This window comes from Vreelandella neptunia (genome assembly GCF_022489065.1).
Taxonomy (GTDB): domain Bacteria; phylum Pseudomonadota; class Gammaproteobacteria; order Pseudomonadales; family Halomonadaceae; genus Vreelandella; species Vreelandella neptunia_A.
Genome location: NZ_JAKVTW010000004.1, coordinates 218,344 through 239,765, shown reverse-complemented (window position 1 = coordinate 239,765; position 21,422 = coordinate 218,344). Strand labels below are relative to the sequence as shown.

At 55.5% G+C, this 21,422-nt stretch carries 20 protein-coding genes; 3 read left to right on the top strand and 17 right to left on the bottom strand.

All coding sequences use genetic code 11. From position 1 onward, the window contains the following. Positions 1-28 precede the first annotated feature (28 nt). From MLE19_RS08820 to pobA, 6 genes are all read right to left on the bottom strand, one after another. Positions 29-1,174 (bottom strand): acyl-CoA dehydrogenase family protein, encoded by a 1,146-nt coding sequence (locus MLE19_RS08820; RefSeq protein ID WP_240717807.1) that lies wholly within the window; start codon positions 1,172-1,174, stop codon positions 29-31. Next, the gene (locus MLE19_RS08815; RefSeq protein ID WP_425356801.1) at positions 1,158-2,315 is read right to left on the bottom strand and encodes an amidase; all 1,158 of its coding nucleotides are present in this window, start codon (positions 2,313-2,315) and stop codon (positions 1,158-1,160) included. The genes MLE19_RS08820 and MLE19_RS08815 overlap by 17 nt, the downstream gene beginning before the upstream one ends. Before the next feature lie 84 nt (positions 2,316-2,399). Then, on the bottom strand, positions 2,400-3,689 hold the full coding sequence (locus MLE19_RS08810; RefSeq protein WP_035565092.1) for a TRAP transporter large permease: 1,290 nt from the start codon (positions 3,687-3,689) through the stop codon (positions 2,400-2,402). Next, entirely contained in the window at positions 3,686-4,162 is a 477-nt protein-coding gene (locus MLE19_RS08805; protein WP_240717805.1) for a TRAP transporter small permease, read from the bottom strand. Before MLE19_RS08805 ends, MLE19_RS08810 begins: the two co-directional genes overlap by 4 nt. A 74-nt stretch (positions 4,163-4,236) precedes the next feature. Further along, a complete protein-coding gene (locus tag MLE19_RS08800; RefSeq protein ID WP_240717804.1) occupies positions 4,237-5,277 on the bottom strand; it encodes a TRAP transporter substrate-binding protein in 1,041 nt (346 codons plus the stop codon). 424 nt (positions 5,278-5,701) lie between these two features. Next, entirely contained in the window at positions 5,702-6,886 is a 1,185-nt protein-coding gene (gene pobA / locus MLE19_RS08795) for a 4-hydroxybenzoate 3-monooxygenase (RefSeq protein WP_240717803.1), read from the bottom strand. Between the two features lie 143 nt (positions 6,887-7,029). On the opposite strand from pobA, the gene MLE19_RS23195 reads away from it, so the two are divergent. Beyond that, a complete protein-coding gene (locus tag MLE19_RS23195) occupies positions 7,030-7,944 on the top strand; it encodes a helix-turn-helix domain-containing protein (RefSeq protein WP_240717802.1) in 915 nt (304 codons plus the stop codon). On the opposite strand, the gene MLE19_RS08785 is transcribed toward MLE19_RS23195, so the two are convergent. The 11 genes from MLE19_RS08785 to MLE19_RS08735 all read right to left on the bottom strand — a co-directional run bounded on the left by MLE19_RS08785 (position 7,937) and on the right by MLE19_RS08735 (position 19,525). Beyond that, entirely contained in the window at positions 7,937-9,388 is a 1,452-nt protein-coding gene (locus tag MLE19_RS08785; RefSeq protein ID WP_240717801.1) for an aldehyde dehydrogenase, read from the bottom strand. The two genes, MLE19_RS23195 and MLE19_RS08785, sit on opposite strands and share 8 nt — an antisense overlap. 27 nt (positions 9,389-9,415) lie before the next feature. Further along, positions 9,416-10,705 carry a TRAP transporter large permease gene (locus MLE19_RS08780; RefSeq protein WP_240717800.1) on the bottom strand — a complete coding sequence of 430 codons (1,290 nt, stop codon included), beginning with the start codon at positions 10,703-10,705 and terminating at the stop codon, positions 9,416-9,418. Then, positions 10,695-11,240, bottom strand: a complete 546-nt coding sequence (locus MLE19_RS08775) for a TRAP transporter small permease (RefSeq protein ID WP_240717799.1) — start codon at positions 11,238-11,240, stop codon at positions 10,695-10,697. Before MLE19_RS08775 ends, MLE19_RS08780 begins: the two co-directional genes overlap by 11 nt. A gap of 6 nt (positions 11,241-11,246) precedes the next feature. Continuing rightward, positions 11,247-12,278: a TRAP transporter substrate-binding protein gene (locus MLE19_RS08770; protein WP_240717798.1), complete on the bottom strand. Its 1,032-nt coding sequence runs from the start codon at positions 12,276-12,278 to the stop codon at positions 11,247-11,249. 323 nt (positions 12,279-12,601) lie between these two features. Then, complete coding sequence (gene pcaG, locus MLE19_RS08765; RefSeq protein ID WP_240717797.1) at positions 12,602-13,234, bottom strand: protocatechuate 3,4-dioxygenase subunit alpha; 633 nt, start codon at positions 13,232-13,234, stop codon at positions 12,602-12,604. A gap of 11 nt (positions 13,235-13,245) precedes the next feature. Continuing rightward, positions 13,246-13,977 (bottom strand): protocatechuate 3,4-dioxygenase subunit beta, encoded by a 732-nt coding sequence (gene pcaH / locus MLE19_RS08760; protein WP_240717796.1) that lies wholly within the window; start codon positions 13,975-13,977, stop codon positions 13,246-13,248. 32 nt (positions 13,978-14,009) lie between these two features. Next, complete coding sequence (locus MLE19_RS08755) at positions 14,010-15,179, bottom strand: alpha/beta fold hydrolase (protein WP_240717795.1); 1,170 nt, start codon at positions 15,177-15,179, stop codon at positions 14,010-14,012. Between the two features lie 11 nt (positions 15,180-15,190). After that, positions 15,191-16,393 carry a 3-oxoadipyl-CoA thiolase gene (pcaF, locus tag MLE19_RS08750; protein ID WP_240717794.1) on the bottom strand — a complete coding sequence of 401 codons (1,203 nt, stop codon included), beginning with the start codon at positions 16,391-16,393 and terminating at the stop codon, positions 15,191-15,193. 10 nt (positions 16,394-16,403) lie between these two features. Then, positions 16,404-17,177: a CoA-transferase subunit beta gene (locus MLE19_RS08745; RefSeq protein WP_240717793.1), complete on the bottom strand. Its 774-nt coding sequence runs from the start codon at positions 17,175-17,177 to the stop codon at positions 16,404-16,406. Further along, a complete protein-coding gene (locus MLE19_RS08740) occupies positions 17,177-17,995 on the bottom strand; it encodes a CoA transferase subunit A (protein ID WP_240717792.1) in 819 nt (272 codons plus the stop codon). The genes MLE19_RS08745 and MLE19_RS08740 overlap by 1 nt, the downstream gene beginning before the upstream one ends. Before the next feature lie 189 nt (positions 17,996-18,184). Next, positions 18,185-19,525, bottom strand: a complete 1,341-nt coding sequence (locus MLE19_RS08735) for a class-II fumarase/aspartase family protein (RefSeq protein WP_240717791.1) — start codon at positions 19,523-19,525, stop codon at positions 18,185-18,187. A 139-nt stretch (positions 19,526-19,664) separates the two neighbouring features. Here MLE19_RS08735 and MLE19_RS08730 point away from each other — a divergent pair, with 139 nt between their 5' ends. Further along, positions 19,665-20,615: an AEC family transporter gene (locus MLE19_RS08730; protein ID WP_240717790.1), complete on the top strand. Its 951-nt coding sequence runs from the start codon at positions 19,665-19,667 to the stop codon at positions 20,613-20,615. Between the two features lie 67 nt (positions 20,616-20,682). Continuing rightward, entirely contained in the window at positions 20,683-21,411 is a 729-nt protein-coding gene (locus MLE19_RS08725; protein WP_240717789.1) for an SDR family NAD(P)-dependent oxidoreductase, read from the top strand. The last annotated feature ends 11 nt before the right edge of the window (positions 21,412-21,422 follow it).

The following is a 21,422-nucleotide window of genomic DNA, read 5'->3' as shown; positions in this document are numbered from 1 at the left end:
TCTCCGTTGGTTAAACTACGTAGGGCGGTTATAGGTAGCCCGGTAAAGGATCGTGGCCGAAGAATATGGCGCCAGCGTTTTTCCAGGTGATCTCGCCCATAAAGGCGTGTTGGGTGCACAACTGCGAGTCGCGCAGGATTCGCGATAGAGGGTGGCCGTTGTCGGCCCCAGTCATGCCGCTGATTTGATATACGCTGCGAATAGACTCGGCGCACTCGTGGGTCAAATGGGTGGTGGAGAGGCGCAGCAGGTTGACCTGCTCACGGCTTGGCTCGCCCCCGGCCTGAATGCTTGCCCAGGCGGCGTCGGTACTCTCATAGAAGAAGGCGCGGGCAGCGCGAACTTTGGCCTCGGCCTTACCGAGGGCAATCTGGGCATACTCACGCTCGCCCAGGTTGGGGGCGCCGGTGACTGATTTACGCCCACCGGCCATGGCGCGGACGATATCCAGTGCCTCCCGGGCCAAGCCCAGGGTAGTCACTGCCAGCACCTGAGCAGCGAAGGAGAGCGATGGGTAGCGGAAGAAGGGGGTATCGACGTTGGGCTTGCCGCCGCGCACGAAGGTCCAAGCCTCTGGAACATAGGCGTCCTCGACCACGAGGTCGTGGCTGCCGGTAGCCACCATGCCCAACATATCCCAGGTCGGGTCGACCTTCACCTGGTCGCGGGGCAGCACTGCCATGCGCGGCAAAGCACCCTCTTCGGCGGGGAGGATGCCCACGCCACATAGCGATGCCCCCATACAACCGCTGGCAAATTTCCATCGCCCTTTGATACGGAAACCGTTCTCAACCCGCTCAGCGGGTTGGGGTGGAAAAATCCCTCCAGCGAAGACGATGTCGGGGGAATCCCCCCACACTTCCTTTAGGGTCTCCTCGGGTAACGCGGCCAAGTAAGCGGGGTTCATGCCAAAACTCGCTACCCAGCCAGAGGAGCCATCCGCCGCCGAGATCGCTTCGACCATTTTCAGGAAGTCGGCGGGCGACTTCTCATCCCCGCCGTAGATGGCGGGCACCATGGCCCGATAAATACCGATCGCCTTGAACTCATCAATGATATCCATGGGGATATGGCGCAGTTCCTCGAACTCTTTACGTCGGGATCGAATTGACTCGAGCAACGCGTCAAAACGCTCCTCGCCTCCCCACTGTGATTTATCAATGTGCTGTTGCATGCTTCGCTCCTGTTTGTTGTTCCTCTCCCGCCGACTGAACCTGACCCATGAGCTGCAAAGCAGCCCGGCAGACGCCTGCGTCATCGCCAAGACGTCCGATCAATTGCACGGAGACAGGGAGTGCTTGCTGAAACTCAAGAGGGATCGATAAGGCGGGATGCCCTGAAAGATTGAAGGGGCGCGTAAGGGACGATATTTTCAGATCCTGGTGGCCCGCAAATGCATCCTGAGCGGTCATGGGAAAATGCGGCAACGTCGGCAGCACCAGGACATCATGGCGCTCTAGCGCTGCATCTACTTCGGCGGTAAAGGCACGACGTACCCGCTCTGCCTCCTTTAGCTCGGCATCGGTCATCGCGGCAGCGGCTTTCAAACGTTGTTCGACATCCGCGCCCACTTTCCCTGTGGCAAGCAATGTCTCGCAGGCGCGGAAAGTTTCGCGATTGATAATCACCATGGCAGCCTCAAACGCCTCGGCCATAAGCGGCAAGGCAACATCCCCACGCGCCATTCCAGACCGACTGAGCTGGCCTTCGATACTTGCCCAAATGGCTGACTCGGCATGTACGCCGATGCACCCCATAACAGGCCTAGGACTGTCCTTTGGCAACTGAAAACCAGGGTCAATCGCCGCCATGAACGCCATCAGCACCTGAAGGTCGCAAGCCAAGGGGCCTACACAGTCAAGGCTACTTTCCGCGGGCATAACGCCGCGGCGACTCAATCGTCCGAAGGTGGGCTTAAGGCCGTAGACTCCGCAGCAGGCAGCGGGGACGCGAATAGAGCCACCGGTGTCTGTACCAATGCCAATATCGGCAACGCCAGCAGCCACCGCGGCGGCCGACCCACTGGAAGAACCACCAGGGATAAGGCTGGGGTAGCGCGGGTTCTCTGGCGTGCCAGCCCAGGCATTAATACCCGTCATACCAAACGCCAGTTCATGCAGGTTGGCCTTCCCCACGATGTGGTAGCCCGCTTTGAGCGTCCGCTCGACGACCTCTGCATGAGCCGCGGCAGGCGGTGCGTCAGCAAGGGCAGCGGACCCTGCGCAGGTGGGGAAGCCGGAGATATCGATCGTATCTTTGACGACCACTTTGCACGGCCCCTGTCCCAGGCTTAGCCTCGATGTCAATATAGTCACCTCAGCCACCTCGCTAGACTTATCACATGAAATTTCAAGTAAATAGGCATAAATTTTATAACCATTCATCTAATCGGGTGAACGCTAAAGTACGAACAGTACGATCTGAGGAAGCACTAACAGCAAGGCAATGCACAGCAGATAAGGGGGTATGAAGTAACCCACTCCACGGAATGTCTCACCCATTCGTAACTCTGCATCCAGGCTCTTTACAATGAAAGCGTTCACTCCCACCGGCGGTGTAATTGCCCCCATGCTGGTAACGATACAGACCACTACGCCGAACCAAATTGGGTCGTAACCTAAGGCAAGCGCTACGGGAAAGAAAATCGGGATGGAGATAATTAAAAATCCCATCGCATCCATTAGCGCTCCGCCGATCACATAGATCAACAGGATACATGCCATTACCATTATCGCTGGCAAGGGCAGTGCCGCCGCCCACTCGCCCACCATGTAAGGCAGTCTTGTGATGGTAAGAAAGCGCCCGAAAATGACCGCTCCAGCAACCAACATCAATATCATGGCCGATGACTTGAGAGCATTAGCGATGGCCTCATTTAAGACGTTCCAGGAGAGCTTTCCTTGTATCAGGGTAATGACCATTGCACCAATGCAGCCCACCGCAGCAGCCTCTGTCGAGGTGAACCAGCCCGCAAACAGCCCACCTAGTACCAGTGTAAAGAGGGCACCAATTTCGATAATACCCTTCAGCGAACGCCACCTTACGGACCAGCTCGAACGCACACCTGCGGGCCCCATATCGGGGCGACGCCGACAGAGTAGACCAATCGTCGCGATAAATAGCACGACCAGGATAAGTCCAGGGACAATACTGGCTAGAAACAGATCGCGAATGGCCAGCTCGGCTTGCAGCGCAATAACAATCAGCACAGAGCTTGGTGGGATGATGACCCCCAGTGTGCCCCCCGCTGCGACGCTGCCAGCACTGAGCGCACGGTTATAGCCAAATTTCTTCATTTCGGGGAGAGCAATGGTACCGACAGTGGCTGCCGTGGCGGTGTTCGAGCCGCTCACCGCGGCAAAGCCTGCGCTGCTAAGGATCGTCGTTGTGGCCATGGAGCCCCGGAAATGGCCTATCCAAGCATAGGCAGCTGCAAATATCTTTTCCGTTATCCCCGAGCGAAACAGTAATTCCCCCATAAAAATAAATAGGGGTATGACACTAAGAGAGTAACCCGATAACTGCTCCCAGATTCCTGAGCTAATAACGTTATACGCGGCAATAGGGCTTGTCATGTAAAGCATGCCAAAAAAACCCACCATAAACATAGCGAAGCTAATCGGCATTTTTAACAAAATAAGAAGAAACAAACAGAGCACGCCTAACAAAGCTACCAGCGTCATACTCATTGTGTTACCACCTTTTTTAAACTACTCAAAAAGTCTGCTAAAAGAACTAAGCAAAAAGCAGAAAATCCTAGTGCCACTAGATAAACAACGGGGTAAAACGCAATACGCAGTGTTTGCGATAAAGAGCCCCTTTGCATAGCGCTAAAGCCATACTCCCAGAGTTTCCAAGCCACCATAGAGAAGAATAAAAAACTTGCGCCTGAGACCAGAACGTAGAGAACACTTTGCAGACGGACAGGAAAATGTTCGACCAACAAGTCCAGTTCAATATGTGCTTTGGTAACTTGGGAGTAAGCGAGCGATAGTGCCACGACCACTGCTGTTAGCCAGCCCACTATTTCAGTGGTACCACCAAATGAAGAGCTAACTTGGCGCATTACGATGTTACCAACCACCAGAAACACCATCATCAGTAATGCCAAGCCGGCTACATAGAGTAAAAGACGACTAATTACCCAATTAAATTTATGCATGGTAACTACCTAGGTCAATCAACATGGCGCTTACTGGGCGCAAACAAATGCGCCCGTATAAGAAGCGTAGGCAACTACTGATTCTGTTCGATCAGCTCAATAAACCGATCGCGCAACTCAAAGGCAGGAAACCCTTGAGCAGCCACCTCTTCCAGCCGTTGCTCATTGATCGGCTCTAGCAAGCTCGACCAGCGCTCAGCCTCCTCCTCGGACAAGGAGAGCTGTTCAAGATCATGGTTCTCCGTTGCCCACGTCAGGGATTCCTGGATGTGTTCATCGAGATACTTACCTGCATAGGAGGCCATTTCAGCGCCCAATGCATCGATCTCTTGCTGAACGTTTTCAGGTAAGGCGTCCCACCGCTGCTTATTCATGACCGCAACGAAGACAACGTTGGTCAGAGGATAGTCAGTGATATAGCTCACATTGCGGGCATACTGCAGATCCATCAGCGTCTCACGGGACCCCACATAACCACTAACGATACCGGCCTGAAGAGCTTCTCCCGTTTCTGACTGGGAGAGGCCCACAGGCACGCCACCAAGGGCTTGAACGACGGAAGTGCTGTCTCCTGGCACCCTGATCTCTTGGCCCTCAAGATCCTCCAGTGAAGCCACTGCTTCTTGAGTATGTAAGTAGCCTGGCTCTGAGGTGAACGCCGTTATGACCTTAAACTCTTCCAAGCCCAGCGTCTCTGCGGGGAATTCTTTGATCAGTTCGTACACAGCCTGGCTGGCTGTCTGAGAATTCACGTCGATACCCGTTAGGCTTCCGGCCAAATTGAGTAACGGAAAACGTCCCGGCTCGTATGAGGTGGCAGAGAGACCGATATCGGCAACACCGTTTAAGACGCCATCGAACATATTGGCAGCCGTCAGCAACGTTCCGCCAGGGAAGGTGTTGACGTTTACCTGGCCATCGGTTCTTTCGTTAAGCTCTTTCGCCCAGTGCTCCATCTGTACGGCGGGAAAGGTCTGGGAAGGCGCGAAGAAGGCATAGCTGAGGTTGATATTATCAGCTAAGGCACTGGAGCTGAGTAACACCCCTGCACACACGCCGCTCAAACGTGTCAGACGATGAGAACTTTCGAGCCACAGCTTTGTTTTGCTGGTCATTGGTCATTAGCCCTATTTATTTTTGTGTTGAATGTCAGGTAAAGCCTAGCAGAAACATTCAACATCACATGAAAAGTAAAGTAAATACCCAGACGTAAATCTATTTTTTGTTTTGCAAAAAACTCGCCTATTAAAATTAAAATCATAATTATCATACAGATAAATAAAATTAAAAAAAATAATTAGCCGACTAATTAAGAAAAACTACAGCCCAATCAACGCCAGCGCACCAATACTGTGCGCACTAGAGTGGACCTGCTCACTTTTGATTCAACCGTACAAGCAGAGGCTCTCCCTCAAGATAAAAACACAACGCAATTGCTCGCCTAGGACCCCAAAATGCTTTTTAAACTGAACAAAAAGGCGCAAAAAAAAGCCCAAGCATCCGCTTGGGCAAGGAGAATAAATGGAGAAGGGCTAAGCGCTACTCAAGCGACTCATAGGGCAAACCGACATAGTTTTCTGCGATGGTTGTCATCCCTGCTCTAGAGCTTGTCACATAATCCAGCTCGGCCAACTGCATGCGGCTGTTGAAATCTTCCTCATCAGAGAAGTTGTGCAGCATGGAGGTCATCCACCAGGAGAATCGCTCAGCTTTCCAGATGCGTTTTAAGCACGTTTGTGAGTAGCGCTCGATCAAATCCGTGCGGCCTTCCTGGTAGACCTTCACCATTAATCGATAAAGCGTATTCACATCGCTGGCCGCTAGGTTCAGACCTTTAGCGCCGGTGGGTGGCACAATATGCGCTGCATCGCCGACCAGAAATAGCCGCCCGTACTGCATGGGTTCGACCACATAGCTACGCAGCGGCGCGATGCTTTTCTCAATGGAAGGCCCGGTGACAAGCTTTGCGGCCACCTCGTCCGGCAGACGGCACTTAAGCTCTTCCCAAAAGCGCTCGTCAGACCAGTCTTCTACTTTTTCATCTAACGGTACTTGAAGGTAGTAACGGCTGCGGGTGGCTGAGCGCATGCTGCACAGGCTGAAACCGCGTTCATGCCGTGCATAAATCAGTTCGTCAGAAACCGGCGGCGTGTCGGATAGCACACCCAGCCAGCCAAACGGATACACCTTCTCAAACTCTTTTATACGATCTTGAGGAATCGCCTGGCGGGAGACGCCGTGGTAGCCATCACAACCGGCAATGTAATCGCAATCGAGTCTTATGGTTTCACCGTTGTGCTCAAAGGTGAGATAGGGGTTGTCACTCTCCAGGTCGTGGGGGTGGACGTTTTCTGCTTCATAAAGTGTTGTTGCACCCGCGGCTTCACGAGCCTCCATTAAATCCCGCGTTACCTCGGTTTGGCCGTAAATCATGACTTTGCTGCCACCGGTCAGTTCATCCAGGGCGACTCGCACACGGCGGTTGTCGAACACAAGCTCAAAGCCGTCATGGGGTAAGCCTTCTTTATCCATACGCTGGTCAACACCCGCCTCGCGCAGCAAGTCCACCATGCCCTGCTCCAGCACACCGGCGCGGATCCGGCTCAATACATACTCACCGCTACGCCGCTCAACAATCACGTTATCAATGCCTTGGCGGTGCAGTAGCTGGCCCAGCAATAGGCCAGAAGGGCCTGCGCCAATTATCGCGACCTGCGTTTTCATAGGGGGCCTCATCGTTGTCATTATATAAATGCTTATGACTTGTATTTTTCAATGAAACGATGCGCATAATAAGGCATGAATGAGATGGTTAATTGGACTTTTCCAGCGTTTCTGCACGACATTAGTCGCATGAGGAGCATCCCGTGAAAACAGCAACGACAACCCATGTTCCCGTGTTCAAGCTATACGGTGAAACGCAGCACTGGCCGACGCCGGACTTATTACACTGTGAGTCAATTCCAGAACGCAGCCGCCTGCATGATTGGCGCATTCGCCCCCATCGGCATGTGGATTTAGTGCATATTCTATTTATTAGCCACGGCAGTCTTGAACTAGAGCTTGAAGGGGCTAAACAACGCCTTGAAGGCGCGGTGACCATTATTGTGCCCGCGATGGCCATCCATGGGTTTCATTTTTCTCCCGATATCGGCGGTCACATTATTACCCTGGCGAATCCGTTGGCCGATCACCTTAACGAGTTAATGGGCGAAAGCAGCGCGTTACGCAAAGCCGATTTTCTACGCATGAATCAGCCCGCTAACACCCAACGCATTGCAACGCTGATCGACCAAATTGACCAGGAGTACCGCCAACCGGCACCGGGAAGAAATCGACTGCTTGAAGCGCTGGTGCAGGCGTTAGTCGTCGAGTTATCGCGCCTTACCGCTTACCCTGACAGACCTGCAAAGCGCCACGGCCCACGCCAGCACGATAAGGGGCGTCAGCACCTTGAGAACTTCCAAGCATTGATCGAAGCGCACTACCGTGAACAGCCAAGCATCGAACAGTTAGCCGAGCAGATAGGTGTGAGCAGTGCGCACTTGAACCTGCTCTGCCGCCAACTCGCCGGGCGAAGCGCCCTGCAATTGCTGCATGAACGCCTACTGCTAGAAGCCAAGCGCCAGCTCACCTATACCAATATGACCATTGGCGAGGTCTCCGACAGCTTAGGTTTCTCAGAACCGGCTTACTTCACACGCTTTTTTAAGCGTAATACAGCCCTTTCACCAAGGGATTTTCGGCTGCGGCAAATGGCGGCGAACGAGTCTGCTAAATAGGATAGTGCCGCGGCCCCAACTGCATCGTCATCCAGCGCAGTTCGGTGAATTCTTCGATGGCTGCTTTACCACCAAAGCGTCCGTAGCCGCTGGATTTCACACCGCCGAAGGGCATTTGCGGTTCATCGTGCACCGTCGGGGCATTGATATGGCAGATACCCGTTTGTAAGCGGCTTGCCACTTTCATGGCGCGTGCGCTATCGCGGCTGAATACCGCTGATGAGAGGCCGTACTCGCTATCGTTGGCGATGCGGATTGCCTCTTCTTCACCGTTAACGCGAATAACCGCGACGACCGGGCCAAACGACTCTTCGCTATACAGCCGCATATCACGGGTGACACCATCGATGACCGTGGCCTGCATCACCACGCCTTCGGCTTTGCCACCAGCGGCTAAGTAGGCACCTTGCGTCACTGCATCATCGATGAGGCTATTTAGTTTTTCACCTGACTGCGCGTTAATTAACGTGCCCAGGCTGTTGCTTTCATCACGCGGGTCGCCTGCTTTTAGCGCCTGAGCCCGCGCGGCAAACTTCTCCACAAAAGTATCCGCCACTTGGTTATCAACAATAACCCGCTCGGTGGACATGCAGATCTGGCCTTGATTAAAGAACGCGCCAAAAATCGCCGCATCTACAGCGGCGTCTATGTCTGCATCATCCAATACCAAAAACGGCGCCTTGCCACCCAGTTCAAGCAGTACGGGCTTTAAATACTTGGCCGCTTGCTCGGCAATGATTTTGCCCACGCCGGTGGAACCGGTGAAATTGATCCGCCGCACGGCGGGGTGAGCAATGAGCGCGCTCACTACATCAGCGGCGTTATCCGGTGCATTGGTAATCACATTGACGACACCGTTGCCAAACCCCGCTTCTTGAAGCACTTCACCAATGAGGTGGTGGGTCGCTGGGCACTGCTCAGAAGCCTTCAGGATAACGGTATTGCCGCAGGCCAAGGGCGTGGCGATGGCCCTGGTACCCAGAATAATCGGCGCATTCCAGGGCGCGATACCCACCACAACACCGCAGGGGATGCGTACGCCCATGGCCATATTGTCGGGCACGTTAGAAGGAATAATATCGCCATGAATTTGTGTGGTTAACGCCGCCGCCTCACGCAGCACATCTGCCGCGACTTTGACGTTAAAGCCCGCCCATCCGGGCGTGGCACCGGTCTCATCAATCATTCGTTCAATAAAATCGCCCTGACGCGCTTCCATCAGCTCAGCCGCTTTTAGCAGTTTGGCGCGCCGCTCGCCTGGGCCTGTTTTCGACCATCCATCAAACGCCCGACCAGCCGCGTCGGCAGCCGCATTTGCATCACTTACGCTTGCTGCAGCCGCCGTGGTGACAACCTCGCCACTCAACGGATTCGCTCGGGTAAACGTGGCTTCGTGCTCAGCGGCTTTTGATTCACCTGCGGACAATAGCTGAATAGCGACCATGGCATTAACTCCTTGTAATAAAACAGCCTACAGCAGAAACATCGTGCTCAAGATGGGGAAAGCAATGAGCAGTGCCAGGCGTATTAAGTCAGAGACCACAAACGGCGCGACCCCTTTAAAAATCTCACCTAGCCCAACATGTGGCGCCATTGCTTTAATCACAAACACGTTCATCCCCACCGGTGGCGTCATCAGCCCCAGCTCAACAGTCAGTACGGTCAAAATACCGAACCATACCGGATCGATACCCATCGCCTGAATAATCGGATAAACCACAGGTACGGTAATCACCAGCATCGCGATGGAGTCCATAAACATGCCCAGTACAAAGTAGAGCGCCAGGATGCACAGCACGACGACGAGTGGCGTGAGATCCATGCCGTAGAGTACGTCGGTAATAGAGAACGAAATGCGCGAGACGGAGATGAAATAACCCAGCGTTTCCGCCCCCACCAGCATAAAGAACACCACGGCAGAGAGCGCCAAGGTCTCTTGGACGCTGGCCCATAGCTGCGCACCGCGCATGCCTTTTACGAGAGCGTAAATCAAGGTGGCAAATGCCCCTACGCTGGCCCCTTCTGTTGGCGTAAAGGCACCAAAATAGATGCCTAAAATCATCACCAGGAAAACGCCAAAAAAGGGCACCAACCCGGTAAGAGAGAGCAGTTTTTCTTTCCAAGCCGTAGGCTCACCGGCCACCGCCAGGGAGGGGCGCAGCCACATCACCACGGTAACGGTAAGGGAATACATCACCAGCCCCAGTAGGCCAGGTATAAGCCCTGCCATAAACATATCGCCAACAGACTGTTCGGTAAGAATGGCGTAAATAAGCAGCGCGATACTAGGCGGAATCATAATGCCCAGCGTGCCGCCTGCCGCCAATGCGCCGGTGGCCAAGCCACGGTTATAGCCATAGCGCTCCATCTCCGGCAACGCTACCCGGGTCATGGTACTGGCTGTTGCCAATGAGGAACCGGAAATCGCCGAGAAGATACCGCATGAGCCCACCGCTGCAATCGCCAGGCCGCCCTTCCAGCCACCGCAAATGACCCGCGTTGAATCAAACAGCTTACCGGCCATGCCCGAATGGGCCGCCAGCACGCCCATTAAGATAAACATGGGCACAGCGCTGAAACTGTAGTTAGAGAGCACTTCTACCGGCACAGTTTTTAACTGCGCAACGGCTGCGTCCCAGCTAATGATTTGCGCAAAGCCCACCACGCCCACGATCAGCATCGTGAGGGCAACGGGCACACGCAGAATCATCAATACCAATAAAAGCCCTAGCCCGATGGCGCCAATCGCTTCACTCCCCATGAGCCGCCTCCTCACCTGTGGCATAAATCATGCCCAGCAGCGCATGAATAAAACTTCGAAACCCCAGTAGTAAGCTGAGCACCGCTGCCAATTGGAAAATTGGGCCCATGGGTAAACGCAGGTCTTGGGTGGTTTCTCCGTACTGCGTGGCGGCGGCAGCAGAATCCAACAAACCCACAAACAGGATCAGCCCCAGCGCCGTAAAGCCAAGCAAAAAAAGACCTTGGATACGATTTTTTATCGCCTGGGGTAAGCGGTGCGAGAAAGCTTCCACCACCACTTGGCTTTTCTCGACATTAGCGGCCATCGCCGCCAATAGCGCGAACAGCATCAAATAGCTAACCAACTCAACGCTGCCGGAAACACGCAATGCAATGGCGCCTTCCGTTAGCCGGGAAAGATAGCGAGTACTGACATCGGCAATGGTCACCGCCAATAGCCCAATCAGTGCGACACCCGCCACCAGGCGACAAACAAGGGCCAGCCAATGGCTGGCCCGATAGAGGAGTTGTTGAAAAGAGAGAGTAGACTGCATGAAAACTTACCCCTCTTGGGTACCACAAGACTCGCTAGCGGCCAGTGCAGCCTCATACACCTCGCGGGCTTGGCTCAAACCACGCTCTTCCAACTGTGTTAGGTAGTTTTCGATACCGGTTTCGAGCGGCTCTTGCCAGTCAGGGTGTTGAAGCGGGTTTTCAATTTCACGAATGGTATGGCCCGCATCAACCGCTTCTTGCTTGCCTTCAACATCTAAGCGATCAAACACTGCACCGGCGTTTTCAGCCCATTTCATGCCTGAGTTATTATCAATCACCGCTTGCTGCTCTGGGGTCAGGCCGTCATAGGCACGCTGGTTCATGGTGGCGACAAAGATCAGCGTATAGAACGGCACTTCGGTGTGATAACTGACTAGCTCATTAACGCGGAAACCTTTCAGACCTTCCCAGGGGAAGCTCAGGCCATCAATAACGCCGCGCTGCATAGAGGTATAAATGTCCGGCGCTGGCATGCCCACCGGGCTTGCGCCCATATTTTCTAGCATTTCACCTGCCACCGCAGTGGGGCGACGAATACGCAGCCCTTCCAGATCAGCAGGCGTTTGCACATCGGTATCGATGGTATGAATGCCGCCAGGCCCAGTGGTAAACATAAACAGCGGGCGGGTATCTTCGTATTCGCTATCCAAATGGCCGTCGTCGTAGAGCGTTTGCAGCACACACGCGCCTTGCGTTGCCGTTGAAGCCACCCCTGGCAGCTCAACAATTTGTGACAGCGGGAAGCGGCCAGCGGTGTAACCCTGGGCGGTGGCGCCGATATCGGCAATACCGTTGGCGGCGGCCTCATAGATGGAGTCCGGTTTGGCTAAGGTACCGGCGGGGAACATTTGAATAGTCAGATCACCATTGGATTCTTCTTCAATGATATCGGCCCACGCCTGCAAAACATCTTGGTTAACGCCTGAAGGGCCAGGCCAAAAGTGCGCCATACGTAGGGTTGTTTCCGCCTGAACCGAGCTGATGCCAAGACCTGCAATTGCGGTCGCCAACAAACACCGGGATAAGGTTATTTTCATGGGGTACTCCAGGACTTTTGTTAGATTATTATAAGTTCGCATAGCGAATACTAGTTCGCCCTAAGAGGCCAGATTAGTCCACTCTAGCGCCCAGAGCTAATCGACATTCGTCTATGGTGAAACGCCTTCTGATCACGTATACCTTACATCAACGCTGAGCACCCAGTGTTACGACTCCTCAGTGTATTCGGTAAGGCACATTGGCAGCATAAAATTGGACTTTTCCAACATCCACCCCCGACCATAGTCTTGGCTCAATATAAAAAGCGCTACCCAATAATGAGCAACGCTTTTTTTATTCTGCATTCACCTTATTAAAACGGTTAGAAATCAAAAAATACCGTTTCACCTTCGCCCTGTAGGCGGATATCCAGCCGGTAACGCACTTTGCCATCGACCTCTTCGCGCTTGGCAATCAGCGTTTGGCGGCGCGCCGGTGATTCTATACGCGAAAGCACCGGGCACTGGGCGTTGGCTTCCGATTCATCATCGAAGTAGAGCCGCGTTTGCAGTTGGATATTCACCCCGCGGGCGAACAGCGTAAGGTTAATATGCGGTGCCATTAGCTGGCCGCTGGGATGCTTCACCGCGCCTGGCTTGATGGTCGCCAGCGACCACTCGCTGCCGCGATCAAAGGTGGTGGCGGTGCGGCCAAAGCTATTGAACGGCTTGCTTAGATCGTAATCGGCTTGGTAGTCACCGTTTGCATCGGCCTGCCATGCCTCAATAAAGGCGTCGCGCACCAGGTCGCCGTTGCCGTCGATGACAATGCCGACCACTTCGATATGCTCACCCTCGGCGTCGGGTTTAGCCATCTCATTCCAGATCTCTTCATCCCGCACGGGGTTACCGGCAGCGGCGAGGGCAAGACCAATATGCACGTAGGGGCCAGCCGTTTGCGAGGCGGTTTCCCGCAGCATCAGGTCGCTGGTCGGCTGGCTATTCGGCTGCTTCATGAGGTGTCCCCTTATTGATTCTCAAAATAGGTCTGCAGCTCGCCGCGTACGACCACATCAAAGCGATAGGCCAGACAGTCCATCGGCTTGCTGTGGGCCATATCCAGCCGCCCAATCATCGTCTCAACCGCTAGAGGGTCTTTCAGCGTATGCACGATGGGGCAGAGGGGGATCAGCGGGTCGCCCTCAAAATACATCTGGGTGATCAGACGGGTAGAGATCGAAGGACCAGTCACTGAGACGTGAATATGCGCAGGCCGCCAGCTATTCATGTCGTTAGGCCACGGGTAGGGGCCGGGCTTGATGGTACGGAAACGATAAACGCCCTGCTCATCAGTCAAGCAGCGACCTACACCGCCGAAGTTAGGATCCAACGGCGCTAGGTATTTGTCATTTTTATGCCGGTAGCGCCCGCCCGCATTGGCTTGCCACATTTCTACCAGGGTGTGCGGTATTGGCTTGCCAAACTGGTCGACGACTCGGCCAAACATCATAATCCTCTCGCCCTGGGGTAACCCGCCCTGGCTCGCATCCTGGCGGAAGTTTAGCAGCAGGTCATTATCGTGGGGGCCCATGCGCATGTGGCTAAAATCCGGGCCGGTCAGTTCAGACACTGTCGGTTGCTGCATACTTACCAGCGCCTGCTGGGGTGAACGCGCTACCGAGGTTTTATAGCCCGGCGCATAGGCGGGCGGATGCGAGTTGCGGTCGCGGGCCACAAAGCGTTTGTTATCGTGGGTCATCGCCCTTACCTCTTATCAATTATGTTGATTCGCTACTCGCCCCAGCCCAGCTCTTTGGCGAGGGCAAAGGCGTGATTGGCAGCCGGAACGCCGCTGTAAATCGCCACATGCATCAGCACTTGGCGCAGCTCGGCTTCCGTTAGGCCAATACGCTTGGCGGTTTTTAAGTGCAGCGTTAGCTCTTCACGGCCAAGCGCGGCGAGAATCCCGGTGGTGATCATGCTGCGCTCACGCCGAGTGAGATCATCATTACTCCACAGCTCGCCCCAGGCTAAGCGGGTAATCATCTGCTGGAAGGGCGCATCCAAGCTGTTGGCGTTAGCGGTGGAGCGCGCCACGTGCTCCTCGCCCAATACTTGTTTGCGGGTCTCAAGACCGGTGGCGTAAGCCACGCCGTGGTTCGCCACATCGCCTAAATCAGCCGCCAATACGGCGAGTAGTTTTTCAGCAAATAGCCCTGGGGCTTCTACCGCAGGCACATGACCCACACCGTCAAATATCTCCAACGGTGCGCCGTCGAGTTCCGCAGACAGGGCTTCCAACGTTGCGGGCGGCGTGGCCATATCTTCACTGCCGCCAAACAGCTGCACTTTAGCGTTCTTATTTGAGAGCTTGCCGGTAAAGGTATCGCGACCAAGCATTTCACACAGCTGGGCGTAGGACTCATCGTCGCCACGTCCCATCTGGGTGCACCAGCCCGCCTTCAGCGCCGGGCTTGCCTCAAAGGCTGCCGGGGCAAACCAGCGCGGCACGATCTCTTGAGACATCGCCGCCAAGCCTTCCTGGCGTACGCGTCCTGCGCGGGTATTCCATAAATCAGGGTTGCCGATCACCGCACCGGTATTGGTCAGCGTAGCGGAGAGCAGGCGGTCGCTATGCTCGGCTATCAACTGCTGGCCGACAACGCCACCAATGGAAGTCCCGGCAAAGTGGAAACGCTGCACGCCCGCAAGTTCGACCAGCGCTAAGGCTTCAGCGGCCAGATCAGCGGGGGTGATCTTCGCACCGCTGACCGCTTGGCTAGCGCCGTGACCGGGCAGATCCCAGGTCAGCACCCGATAGCGGGGAAGCAGCGCAGGGATCACGTCATCCCATACCGCTTGACTCATGCCCAAAGGGTGGGCCAGCACGACCAGCGGATTTACTTCTGCGCCGAGCAGCCGGTAAGCCACGCTGCGACCGTTGATGGTATGAAAAGCCATGACTGCCTCCGTTAAACCCGCTCAATCAGCGTTGCGATACCTTGGCCAACACCTACACACATGGTGCACAGCGCGTAGCGCTTGCCGCTGTTTTGCAGCTCATGGGCGGCGGTCATTAACAGACGCGCACCGGACATGCCCAGCGGGTGGCCAAGGGCTATTGCGCCGCCGTTGGGGTTCACGCGAGGGTCGTCGTCTTTAAGGCCGAGGTCGCGCGTACAGGCCAGCGCTTGAGCGGCGAACGCTTCGTTAAACTCAAACACATCAATCTCATCCATCGAGATACCCGTGCGTTTAAGTAGTTTCTGCACCGCAGGCACCGGGCCGTAACCCATTATGCGCGGCTCTACGCCTGCGGTGGCCATGCCGATAATTTTCGCCATGGGTTTAAGACCATGCTGTTTGACCGCTGCGTCGCTGGCCACCAGCATCGCCGCCGCGCCGTCGTTAACACCCGAGGCGTTGCCTGCGGTCACACTGCCGCCTTCACGGAAGGGCGTGGGCAGAGCAGCGAGCTTCTCCAGCGTGGTTTCCCGCAGATGCTCATCCTGATCAAAGATCAGCGGTTCCTGCTTACGGCGGGGAATCTCAATGGCAGTGATCTCTTGAGCAAAGCGGCCGGCTTTTTGAGCGGCAGCGGCTTTCTGCTGGGAGCGCAGGGCAAAGGCGTCCTGGTCTTCCCGGGAGATATTGAATTGCTCGGCGACGTTTTCTGCCGTTTCCGGCATGGAGTCCACCCCAAACGCTTTCTTCATCAGCGGGTTGATTAAGCGCCAGCCAATGGTGGTGTCTTCGAGCTTTTGATTGCGGGCGAAGGCACTGTCGGCCTTACCCATCACATAGGGCGCGCGGGACATGGACTCCACGCCGCCTGCCAGCGCCAGCTCCATTTCACCGGCTTTAATGGCGCGAAACGCGGTACCCACCGCGTCCATACCCGAGCCGCACAGGCGGTTCATGGTGGTGCCGGGCACTGAGGTAGGAATGCCCGCCAGCAGCGACGACATCCGCGCCACGTTGCGGTTATCTTCACCGGCCTGGTTGGCGCAGCCCATAAAGACTTCTTCAATGGCAGCAGGGTCAAGTTCCGGCGCTTCTGCTAATACGGCTTTAAAGATTGTCGCGGCGAAATCATCCGGGCGCACGCTGGCCAGGGTGCCGCCAAAGCGGCCTACTGCGGTGCGGCGGGGATGGCATAAATAAACGTCACTCATAGCAAACTCCTTATTCGCCCGCGTGGGCCCGCTCGGTGCGGGCTTTCAGCTCACGCAAAATCGTTAGCTCGTTTTCGTTGGGCTCTGGGGTGCTCTCAAGCTGCTCGGCAAAGCGGATTTCCCAGCCGGTGGCGTCAATCACGTCCTCGCGGGTAACGCCAGGGTGCAGCGATACCACCACTAGCTCTTTGGTCTCTGGATCAGGCTTCATCACGCACAGGTCGGTAATCACCCGGGTGGGGCCTTTGCCGATATTGGGCACGTTGTCGCGGCCTTTGCCGTCGCGGCCAAAGCCTAGCGTGGTGACGAAATCGACGTCTTTCACAAAGGCCCGCTTGGAGTGCTTCAAGGTGATAAACACTTCACCCGCGTTGGTGGCGATTTCCGGCGCGCCGCCGCCGCCCGGTAGGCGTACCTTAGGCGCTTTGTAATCGCCGATCAGGGTGGTGTTAAGGTTAGCAAAGCGGTCGATTTGTGCGGTGCCTAAAAAGCCCACGCTCACTTTGCCGCCTTGCAGCCAGTAGCGGAACATCTCGGGAACCGCCACGGTGGTCAACGCTGATTCACACAGTTCGCCATCACCGATGGAGAGCGGCAGCGTATCGGGCTTGGTTTGCAGCGTGCCGGATTCATAAATCAGCACGACGTCAGGGGCGTGAGTCAATCGCGCCAGGTTGGCGGCCTCTGAAGGTAAACCGATACCTACAAAGCAGGTCATACCGTTTTCCAGTGCCCGCGCCGCGGTGACCGACATCATCTCAGAAGAGGTATATTCGAGGCTCATTAGCGTTTCTCCCCTTTGCTGTAAACGTTCTCGTCGAGCCACTGGGTGAAGGTGTCGCGATCGCGAGCAATCGCATCCCACTCTTTATAGAAGCGGTTGCTGCGGCCGTAGTAGCCGTGGGTATAGGAAGGCAGCGCGCCTTTCTCCGCTACCGCAACGGCGCTGATGGCCCAACTTGGGATCACGCAGGCATTGGGGGTAGCCCCCAGGTCATCGACGATCTCCTCCACCGTGACGATGCTGTGCTTGGCGGCGAGTACGGCTTCCTTCTGTACGCCAACAATGCCTTCTACCAGTACATTGCCTTGGCGATCCGCTCGCTGGGCGTGAATGATCGAAACATCAGGGCGCACTGAGGGCACTGCGGCTAAGCGCTCGCCGGTAAAGGGGCACTCGATGAATTTGATTTGGTCGTTGACGCTGGGCAGCTCGCTGCCGATGTAGCCGCGAAAAACCGCCAGCGGTAACCCCGCGGCACCCGCTTCAAACGCGCAGGCCATGGCGGCGTGGCTATGCTCAAGAATCTCGATCTTGCGCGGCCAGCCCTTCTCAACTGCATCACGCAGGCGGTGCAGCGAGCCAACGCCGGGATTACCCCCCCAGGAGAAGATCACCTTTTTAGCGCAGCCAGCCCCGATCATCTGATCGTAGATGATATCGGGGGTCATGCGGATCAGCGTCAGGTCGCGCTTTTTCTGGCGGATCACTTCGTGACCAGCGGCAAACGGAATCAGGTGGGTAAAACCTTCCATGGCCACGGTGGCGCCGTCTTGGACGTAGCGCGCTACCGCGTCATGCAAGCTGAGAAACTCGGCCATGATGGGTGCCTCTTAAGCAGGTCGTTGGCGTATTTATTAGGACTTGTTCGTCAAACGAACATAGATTCTCTATACGAACAAGTTACTGCCGAACGCTATTAGGGTCAAACTCTATGACGCCTACCAACTAACTGCTTATACTTAGTATCATCTTTAAAAACCAATTTAAAAACTATACTTTTCAAATGGTTAATAATTTTTTAGCCAGTTTTTAGCACGTAACACCTGAGCTGTGCTGCTACCAAGGTATAAAGCTGGATCGCAAGCATTTTGCAGCGCATGGGCATCGACGCCACTTTCCAAACCAAGATGCTCGGAAAGCATGTCAGCCAGAACGTCTGAATAGGAACGCGTTTCGCGCCTTGAAATTTCTGCCGCTTGCGCGCTAACCGCTTTGGCTTTGTCCGACCCTAGCGTAGGTGCCAGCAATCGCGCGACCGGCTCGGCCATAATGCCGCCGCCGGTAGCGGCTAAGTTGCGCTGCATTTTTTCGGGGTATACCTCAAGCCCTTCCAGCAGCACAGCCACTTGCTCCAGCGCGCCCTCTACCAGCAGAGCGCTCTCCATCAGCGGCGCCCACTCCGCGTGCCACTCCCCCAAGCCGCGTTCAAGGGGCTGGGCGGCTGCGTTGATCAACACGCTGGTGTGGCCATGCACCTGCCGCGCTGCACCGCGAATCAGCGCACTGCGTACTGGGTTACGCTTATGGGGCATGGAGGAGGACTCTCCCATCCCGGGTGCCGAAGGCTCCGCCACTTCGCCGACTTCGGTTTGTGTCAGCAGTGATACATCCAGGGCGATTTTTTCAGCGGCCCCGGCGACGGCATCTAACGCCGTGCCAAGGGCATGAATGGGATAGCGGTCGGTATGCCAGGGCAGCACCGGCACCGCCAAGCCTAGCCGCGTGGCCAAGGCGTCCATCCATTCAAGCCCGAGAGAGTCCCAACCCGAGTGCACGCCTACCGCGCCACCAAACTGAACGGGAAGTTCAACAGCGCTTAATCGGCGACGACTCTGCTCTAACCCAACCGCCCAGTGAGCCACCTTCACCCCAAAGGTGATCGGCAGCGCCTGCTGCATTAGGGTGCGCCCCACCATGGGCGTATCGATATAAGTATCCATCAGCGCCGTCGCAGCCGAGCGGCAGCGCGATAGAAGATCGTCTAGTGCTGCTAAGCGTGGCTTAAGCAGCAGCATCAGCGCGGAGTCGACCACGTCCTGACTTGTCGCTCCCTGGTGCCAATAGCGCTTGATCTCATTGTCGAGGAGCGCGCGACTCTGTTTGACGAAAGGAATCGCCACATTGCCACCGCTGGCAATACCCTCGGCAATCTCGGCGACATTAAAGCTGGCGTGCTTAAATTGCTCACGCATTCGCTTGCTAACACCGTTAGGCACCGCACCGCTGGCTTCTTGCACTTCTGCCAGGGCCAATTCAAAGGCCAGCATGGCCTGCACCATGGCGTCATCGTCGCACTCGCCCAAGGCTTGTTGACTCATAAACGGGTGTTTTAAAAACGCGGCGGGCATAGATACTCCTCATTGATTGGCACAATGGTTTTACCACACTAAACAAACGTACAATTGTTCGTGATTCGAACGCCATGCTAAATTGGTCTGATCAGCGGGGCTATATCTACTTTCTCATCACCGACAAGACAGAGACTTTATGCTCGCTATTCTTGCCATTACCACCCCTATCTTTTTGTTGATCAGCGCAGGTTATGTTGCTAGGTGGAGCGGGCTCATCCAGCGTGAACAGATGCAGGGTGTGGGCGTTTTTGTCATGTTCTTCGCGCTGCCCGCACTGGTCATCAGGGCTTTAACCCAGCACCCGTTAGAAGAAATACTGCAACTCAACTATATGGTGGCCTACGGGCTGGGCTCCTTGGTGGTTTTTGGGGGCGGGCTGCTGCTCAGCATGAGGTACCAGCGCCAGCCTCTCAACGTTAGTGCTATGCAGGCATTGGGGATGGCAGCGGCCAACAGTGGCTTTGTAGGCTACCCAGTCGCCGTGATGGTCATCGGCTCACCAGCGGCTGTGTTGCTGGCCCTCAATATGGTGATCGAAACGCTGATTATTATCCCTGCCGCACTGATTTTGGCTGAGATGTCCTCCCAGCAAGGGGCCAGCGTCTGGAAAACAGTTAAGCAGACCGCCCTAAGCTTGGCCAAAAACCCTGTTCTGGTGGGCTTACTGGTGGGTATTTTTTTAGCCGTTACAGGGTTACAGATTCCTGTTCCTCTGTTTAAAGCCATTGATATGCTGGCCAATGCCGCTGGCCCTGCGGCGCTCTTTGTGATCGGCGGTGCGCTGTTTGGTCTGCAGGTCAAAGGCATGGCCAGGGACGTTGGGCAAATTGTGATTGGCAAACTGCTCATTCATCCGCTGGCCATCTTAATCGCATTTTTGCTTATTCCAGGCATTGACCCTCTCTACATTGTGGGTGCCGTGCTCTTCTCCGCGGCGCCGATGATTAGCATTTACCCCCTGCTGGGCCAACGCTACGGTCTGGGCGGTGTCAGCGCTGCGGCCATGCTGGTCGCAACGATCGCTTCGTTCTTCACGCTTAGCCTGATTATCTGGCTGTTGACACTAACGGAGCTAATGGCGTTTTAAATAACTCGTGTTTTCAATAGCTCGCGTTTTAAATAACCAAGGTTTATCGCAGCCAAGGACAACAACAATGAACCAACACTCTGATCAACAACACTGCGCCGTTGTCACCGGCGGGGCGAGAAACATCGGCCAGGCCATTGCTTTGCGTCTCCAACAGGATGGCTATCGCGTTATCGTGGTGGATATCGTTGCCCCGGAAGTGGCGTCTTTACAAGCCGACGCCTACCAGATCGACCTTGCTGACGCCGACGCTACTCGTCGGGTAATGACGGAAATCGCCGAGCGTTATACGGTGAGCCGGCTGATCAACAACGTCGGTATTGTTGCGCCTGCGCTACTTGAGGAGGCGAGGCTTGAGGACTTCGACACATTGATGCACCTGAACGTGCGCTCGGCGCTGATCTGCACCCAGGCACTGCTGCCAGCCATGAAGGCACAGGGGATGGGGCGCATCGTCATGAACGCCAGCCGCGTGGTACTCGGCAAGGAAGCTCGCACTATTTACAGCGCAACGAAGGGAGCGCTGCAATCCATGGCCCGCACCTGGGCGCTGGAGCTTGCTGAGCATGGCATTACGGTCAACTGCGTCGCCCCCGGCCCTATCGCCACCACTGCTTTCTGGCAGAACAACCCACCGGACTCTGAGCGTGCTCGCCGGATCATCGACAATATTCCGCTACAGCGCATGGGCCAGCCAGAAGACGTCGCCCAGGCAGTTAGCTTCTTCTGCGACGAGCGCAGCGGCTTTATTACCGGTCAGACGCTCTATGTTTGCGGCGGTGTGACGGTCGGTTAGCCAACCCGAAG

Coding starts and splice junctions, on each gene's coding strand:
- MLE19_RS08820 (WP_240717807.1), bottom strand. CDS start 1,174: ATGCAACAGCACATTGATAAATCACAGTGGGGAGGCGAGGAGCGTTTT.
- MLE19_RS08810 (WP_035565092.1), bottom strand. CDS start 3,689: ATGAGTATGACGCTGGTAGCTTTGTTAGGCGTGCTCTGTTTGTTTCTT.
- MLE19_RS08805 (WP_240717805.1), bottom strand. CDS start 4,162: ATGCATAAATTTAATTGGGTAATTAGTCGTCTTTTACTCTATGTAGCC.
- MLE19_RS08800 (WP_240717804.1), bottom strand. CDS start 5,277: ATGACCAGCAAAACAAAGCTGTGGCTCGAAAGTTCTCATCGTCTGACA.
- pobA (WP_240717803.1), bottom strand. CDS start 6,886: ATGAAAACGCAGGTCGCGATAATTGGCGCAGGCCCTTCTGGCCTATTG.
- MLE19_RS08785 (WP_240717801.1), bottom strand. CDS start 9,388: ATGGTCGCTATTCAGCTATTGTCCGCAGGTGAATCAAAAGCCGCTGAG.
- MLE19_RS08780 (WP_240717800.1), bottom strand. CDS start 10,705: ATGGGGAGTGAAGCGATTGGCGCCATCGGGCTAGGGCTTTTATTGGTA.
- MLE19_RS08775 (WP_240717799.1), bottom strand. CDS start 11,240: ATGCAGTCTACTCTCTCTTTTCAACAACTCCTCTATCGGGCCAGCCAT.
- MLE19_RS08770 (WP_240717798.1), bottom strand. CDS start 12,278: ATGAAAATAACCTTATCCCGGTGTTTGTTGGCGACCGCAATTGCAGGT.
- pcaG (WP_240717797.1), bottom strand. CDS start 13,234: ATGAAGCAGCCGAATAGCCAGCCGACCAGCGACCTGATGCTGCGGGAA.
- pcaH (WP_240717796.1), bottom strand. CDS start 13,977: ATGACCCACGATAACAAACGCTTTGTGGCCCGCGACCGCAACTCGCAT.
- MLE19_RS08755 (WP_240717795.1), bottom strand. CDS start 15,179: ATGGCTTTTCATACCATCAACGGTCGCAGCGTGGCTTACCGGCTGCTC.
- pcaF (WP_240717794.1), bottom strand. CDS start 16,393: ATGAGTGACGTTTATTTATGCCATCCCCGCCGCACCGCAGTAGGCCGC.
- MLE19_RS08745 (WP_240717793.1), bottom strand. CDS start 17,177: ATGAGCCTCGAATATACCTCTTCTGAGATGATGTCGGTCACCGCGGCG.
- MLE19_RS08740 (WP_240717792.1), bottom strand. CDS start 17,995: ATGGCCGAGTTTCTCAGCTTGCATGACGCGGTAGCGCGCTACGTCCAA.
- MLE19_RS08735 (WP_240717791.1), bottom strand. CDS start 19,525: ATGCCCGCCGCGTTTTTAAAACACCCGTTTATGAGTCAACAAGCCTTG.
- MLE19_RS08730 (WP_240717790.1), top strand. CDS start 19,665: ATGCTCGCTATTCTTGCCATTACCACCCCTATCTTTTTGTTGATCAGC.
- MLE19_RS08725 (WP_240717789.1), top strand. CDS start 20,683: ATGAACCAACACTCTGATCAACAACACTGCGCCGTTGTCACCGGCGGG.